This window comes from Pedobacter sp. 01T416_2 (genome assembly GCF_056398925.1).
In genome coordinates this window covers 1-5,125 of record NZ_JBFTQI010000428.1, presented here as the reverse complement: position 1 = coordinate 5,125, position 5,125 = coordinate 1, and the positions used below count along the sequence as shown (strand labels likewise).

Here is a 5,125-nt window from a genome sequence, read left to right as displayed (position 1 = left end):
GGGTTAACATATCCTAAAGGTAAAAATTAAAGGAAGCAAAGCTAATCAGGATTTGCGGGATTTAATGATTTTTAGAATGAAGTTTTCCACCGAAATTTGTGAGTAAGTTTTAAAAAAATGGTAGATATATTTATCAACGATCGACTGATTTGCCATTTATGATCAGCCAGTTGTTGGGAAAAAGTTTTACAAGTCTTTGCTTTTCAGCCTCTGTAATCTCCCCGGTAAGTTCTAATCTTCTAATTTGAATTTTACCCAGTTCGTCAGGAATAGCAATATTTTTAGTGAATTTGATCCTTAGTGTACCTATGCTTTTTAATGCATACAGCTCTTTTGGGATTTCGTTAATATTACTCATTGAAAGATCATCAGCGCTGGTTTTGTTGCCGAAAACAGACGTTTCAGATGGTGCACTGTCTTTATTTACGATAGCCCAGCTCATTTCCGGTTTCATAGTGAAATCTTTATTGTTTTGGGACAAGCCTATAAATCCTGCCCAGATTTCCATATTGTGCTTTGTGTGGAGTACTGCGTCTTCCAGAATAAAAGGAACTTTTACAATTTCCGAAGCCAGATTGTTTACGCTGGTAATTGGTTTTAAACCTGTTTTGTTTCCTTCTTTGGTATAAGGAAAGAACTTTACAATCCAGCCGTCGATTGTATTTACCGTTCCATATTTCTTTTCGGTATGGTATTTTACCATATTCATCCAGAAATCTTTATTTACTTTTCCTTTTTTAGCCGCTATGATTTCTTCGATAATCGGGATGAGCTCATTTGTCCACCAATCTAGTTTGTACCGGGCAAGGTATTTGGTCTTTTCCAGTAATTTTTTCCAATCCTGGGTTGTGCCTTCTATGGTGATTTTCGGAATTCCACAACCAATCATAATCACCTTAAATTCGAAATAAGATTTTACAGCTTCCATAATCGTAACCTGGCTTACAATCTTGGAGGTGGGGGTGGTGGTGGTAAAATCGGAAGTTAAAATGCCGACCAATTTTTTGCCGGTATAATCGTTGATCTGTTCATTAAACTGAGGAAAAATTGAAGCCCAATCGGATTTGGGATCACCAAACCAGATTTTATCTGAAACAACGGTTAAAGTCTTCCTTCCTTCAAAGTTTACCATCTGCGACCTGAGCTCTTCTGCATTTTGAGTGATATGCCGGGCAAAACCCTGGCTGATCAATAACCAGAAAATATCGGGAGAGATCACAAATGGCCTGTGATCTATATATGAATTTAAAATGCCCGTTAGGAAAGGGTGCTCACCATAATAAACCAAACTGTCGGGTAGATTTTCAACATTTCTTTCTACATCTGCCCTCAGCACTTTAAGAATTTCATTAGTAGGAACAACAGGAATAAGTTTTGCTGGTTTCGAAAGTGTTTCAATTTCTACAACTGTTGTTTTCTGGCAAAATGATTTTGTAGAGGTAAAGAGGACTAGGAGTAAAAGTATTTTTTTCATCTGTTTGGCGTCGGTTTAGTAAGGTTTTACTAAACGGATGCTTTTTTGAACTGTTTTCCATAATTATGCCTCTATTTTTCCCAGATAGGAAGCCGGGAATATTATGATTTTTTCTTTTTAACTTTCTCTAAATCTCTTTCTCCTTTAAACTTGGTGATTCTGGTAATCAGATCTAGCGGTAAAGGTTTGTCTAAAGGAAACTGTACTGCTCCTTTACTCCATTTATACTGGGTAAATTCTTCTTTAAATGCTTCAATTCCTGAACCGGTTGGATAAAAGCCAATGTGTTTGGCATAACCCGCAAAATAAACCAGCACCGTGTTTTGTTTAAAGGCGGGCATCCCATAACTGATTACTTCCTTGGCTTCTGGTACGGCTTTGTGTATAGTTTCACGGATTTGCTGTAATAGCTTTTGCGTTTCTATTGGGAAATTAGCAATGTATTGATCAATGTTTTCTGGTTTGGGCTGTTCCATGGTCGGTGGTTTTGTAAGCTGAATTTACAAAATTTCTTAAAAACCTATTCGCTGATCTGAATATCGTATTTCTGTAAAAGGCCTGCGATGCCCGATTTTGAGAATCTTGCTTTTTTAATCCTATTGTTATCCGGATCGATAGAATAGTTGTATGCGGTCCTAAAATCTGCTTTTTCGATAATGGTCCTATCAAAAGTTGCGTTTAATAAATCGCTGTTATCGAGTACTGCGCTGGTTAAGTCGCATTCGGAAAAATCTACCTCGTGCAATTGTGAATTTTTGAAGTTCGTTTTCTTAAGCTTCAGTTTGTAAAAAGAGGAATGGTCTAGTTTACAATTACCGAAAGAGAATGCCAGCCCAAAATCATTGCAGTTTTCGAACCTTAATCCGAGCATTTTACAGTCTTGAAAGTTTACATCAATAAATGAGGTTTTGGTAAGGCTTGCCAGACTTAAGTTACAGGAGATAAATTCGCAGTCTAAAAGCTTAACGCCGCTTAAATCTGAACTGGAGAAATCACAATTGATGAATTTACAGTTTTCGTATTCTGCTTTTGGCAGTGCCCGTAAGGTAAAATCGGCTTTTTCGAAGGTTTGATCGGCTATGTATTCGGACATGGAAGGAGTTTCTTTGTGCAACGAATATAAAAATTATCACGTATTTTTTTTGCTTTGAGCAGGAAACTGAATTGAGTTTCTTATACAGGCCATGGTTCACTAAACCTGACAGAAATGGAAATACTTTTTGGTATGCCCTACAGGAAATATTGCTTCGCCGTTCCCCCTCGCAATGACGATAAATGGAGTAGCTAACCGGCCAAAAAGATTGCAATGAATGGCGGGGCTGATGAAACCGAAGGATTACTGAACATAAATTTTCGAATATTTGCCAGGGAAACGCAGAGGACACGGAAAAGGGGAAATAAAAAAATCCCCCAAATTGCTTTGGAGGATTTATATGTTTTGGTCTTCGACTATGCTCAGACTGACAATTTTATTTTTTAACGTACATTACTTCTTTTACCGCTTTAACCACACGTTCAGCATTTGGTAAGCTTGCTGCGATTAAAGTTGGTGAGTATGGAAGTGGAACGTCGGCACAGGTGATACGTAAAACCGGTGCATCTAAATAATCGAATGCATGTTTTTGTACCATGAAAGCAATCTCTCCAGAAAGAGATGCCAAAGGCCATGCCTCTTCTACAACAACCAAACGGTTTGTTTTCTTAACAGAAGCGATAATGGTATCATAATCGATAGGACGTACAGTACGCAAATCGATCACTTCAACGTTGATTCCTTCTTTAGTTAATTCTTCTACCGCCGGGTTTACAACGCGAGTTAACATTTTACCGAAGGTTACGATGGTTACATCGGTACCTTGTTTGGTTACATTTGCTTTTCCTAATTCGATATAGTACTCTTCTGCAGGAACATCGCCTTTATCGCCGTACATTACTTCAGATTCCATGAAAATAACCGGATCCTGATCTATAATTGATTGCTTTAATAATCCTTTTGCATCGTAAGGAGTAGCTGGAACTACCACTTTTAATCCTGGTGTATTTGCAAACCAGTTTTCGAAGTTTTGAGAGTGTTGTGCACCTAATTGACCTGCGTTACCTGTTGGGCCACGAAAAACCATAGGGCATGAGAACTGACCACCGCTCATTGATAAAATTTTAGCAGCACCGTTGATAATCTGATCGATAGCTACTAATGAGAAGTTAAAAGTCATAAATTCCACAATTGGAATAAGGCCTGCTGTTGCTGCACCAGTTGCAATACCTGCGAAACCTAGTTCGGCAATCGGGGTATCGATAATGCGTTTCGCACCAAATTCGTCAAGCATACCCTGACTTACTTTGTACGCACCGTTATATTCTGCTACTTCTTCACCTAATAAAAAAACGCGGTCATCTTTACGCATTTCTTCGCTCATGGCTTCGCGTAGTGCTTCTCTAAATTGGATTTCTCTCATTGTAAATTTTAATAACGGTGGCAAATATAATTATTAATCGCTTTGAAACCAAAGGCTAAAATGCCTATGTTTTGTAATAATTATAGGCAATCTGCCTAATTATTCAGTCTTTTTGAGGCGGTATTTTTTGTTTATCTGTTAAAAGAAGAAATAATATTGGGCAATTGTGTTTTTGATTAGCTTATTGTATCAAAGCTCATGCTTTTTCCGAAATATCTTCTTCAAAATGAATAATATTATTGCTATCGTATAAAAAGAAGACTGGTGCATAATAGATCTCTCCGCTCCGCCATGCTCCGGTCGAGATGACGCCCCTTTTTATTAAAAGCCTTATTTTTTACCATGATTTAATGATTTGGGTTCAATAAGCCATAAATTTCGCTATCCAGAAATTGGCCCCTGAAATAATAATCTTGTTTAAAATGTGCTTCTTTTACAAATCCGTGTTTAATAAGTATTTGCCTTGAGGCATCGTTTTCGACATTAATGTTGGCGCTGATGCTGTGTAGATTAACCTCTTCAAAGCCAAATGCAATTGATCGCTTTAATGCTTCCGAAATAATTCCTTTTCTCCAATAATCAGGATGGAGCATGTAACCAATTTCAGCCCTGTGGTTAGCAAAATCAGTGCGCCAATAACCTACAGATCCGATCATTTGTTCAGGGTTTTCTTTTAAGGCAATTACCCAAGCCAGGTTATCGCCATTTTCGTAACCATTTCTAAAACGTGAGATAAAATCTTTGATCTCAAAAATATCTTTGGGCCTTTCTCTGTCAATATATTTCATTACCGTTTCATTGGTACGCATGGCAAAAAGCGCTTCGGCATCAGCAAGATCGTGTTCACGGAGAATTAAACGTTCAGTTTCGAGTATGGGGAATTTTGTGAAATTTAAGGTTAGCATTTTTAAAGATCTTCTTTTTCTAAGATAAATCCATACTTGTCTTCAAATTCTTTGACTTCAGATTCAAAAGATTTTTTGGTGTGATGAATTTCTTGATTTTTAATATAATTGGTAACCGCTTGCAAACCAGATTCACTAACGGATACGGCAAAATAGTCATCTTGCCACATAAAAGGTATGTCTGTTAGCATATTTTTATTGATCCAAAATGATGATTCACCTTTTATGAGCTGAGCTACTTTTGCAATTGTTTGTCCTCTTCCTAGAGATATTAGACAGTGTATATGTTC

The 5,125-nt window shown here is 37.4% G+C and carries 6 protein-coding genes; all 6 read right to left on the bottom strand.

Translation table 11 applies throughout. The features are described 5' to 3' along the window. Positions 1 to 133: 133 nt before the first annotated feature. A complete protein-coding gene (locus AC1DPQ_RS17110; RefSeq protein WP_477582337.1) occupies positions 134 to 1,474 on the bottom strand; it encodes a DUF4419 domain-containing protein in 1,341 nt (446 codons plus the stop codon). A 101-nt stretch (positions 1,475 to 1,575) separates the two neighbouring features. Continuing rightward, positions 1,576 to 1,950: an iron chaperone gene (locus AC1DPQ_RS17105; protein ID WP_477582336.1), complete on the bottom strand. Its 375-nt coding sequence runs from the start codon at positions 1,948 to 1,950 to the stop codon at positions 1,576 to 1,578. Between the two features lie 44 nt (positions 1,951 to 1,994). After that, positions 1,995 to 2,567 (bottom strand): pentapeptide repeat-containing protein, encoded by a 573-nt coding sequence (locus tag AC1DPQ_RS17100; protein ID WP_477610340.1) that lies wholly within the window; start codon positions 2,565 to 2,567, stop codon positions 1,995 to 1,997. Positions 2,568 to 2,943: 376 nt separating this feature from the next. Continuing rightward, positions 2,944 to 3,930 carry a pyruvate dehydrogenase complex E1 component subunit beta gene (locus AC1DPQ_RS17095; RefSeq protein ID WP_029275017.1) on the bottom strand — a complete coding sequence of 329 codons (987 nt, stop codon included), beginning with the start codon at positions 3,928 to 3,930 and terminating at the stop codon, positions 2,944 to 2,946. Positions 3,931 to 4,277: 347 nt separating this feature from the next. Further along, the gene (locus AC1DPQ_RS17090) at positions 4,278 to 4,835 is read right to left on the bottom strand and encodes a GNAT family N-acetyltransferase (protein ID WP_477585783.1); all 558 of its coding nucleotides are present in this window, start codon (positions 4,833 to 4,835) and stop codon (positions 4,278 to 4,280) included. 2 nt (positions 4,836 to 4,837) lie between these two features. Further along, positions 4,838 to 5,125 (bottom strand): transposase (locus tag AC1DPQ_RS17085; RefSeq protein WP_477610339.1); only part of this gene is annotated, 288 nt, incomplete at its 5' end.